This window comes from Bacillus cereus group sp. BfR-BA-01350 (assembly GCF_022663775.1).
GTDB classification, from domain to species: Bacteria; Bacillota; Bacilli; order Bacillales; family Bacillaceae_G; genus Bacillus_A; species Bacillus_A paranthracis.
The window spans coordinates 1-258 of record NZ_JAKUGD010000051.1 but is presented as its reverse complement, the minus strand read 5'-3'; the positions used below and the strand labels follow the sequence as shown (position 1 = coordinate 258).

Here is a 258-nt window from a genome sequence, read left to right as displayed (position 1 = left end):
AAAAACGAGAGGATGAATGAAATGTCAAAAGGATACAAGTTCACAAAAGAAGAGTTAGTAGAGGCGTGGAAAGATCCACAAGTAAGAGAGAAGTTAAAAGACTTACCGAAACACCCATCAGGAAAAGCATTAAATGAATTAAGCGAAGAAGAGTTAGCGGAAATCCAAGGGGCATCAGATGTACAACCAGAAACAACACCACTTTGTGTGGGAGTCATTATCGGGTTAACAACGTCAATTAAGATTTGTAAATAAAAT

At 37.2% G+C, this 258-nt stretch carries 1 protein-coding gene; it reads left to right on the top strand.

Annotation, left to right across the window (positions count from 1 at the left end; translation table 11 throughout):
- The coding region (locus MR147_RS26905; RefSeq protein WP_242304891.1) for a mersacidin family lantibiotic at positions 1–255 on the top strand (255 nt) is incomplete at its 5' end.
- Between the last annotated feature and the right edge of the window lie 3 nt (positions 256–258).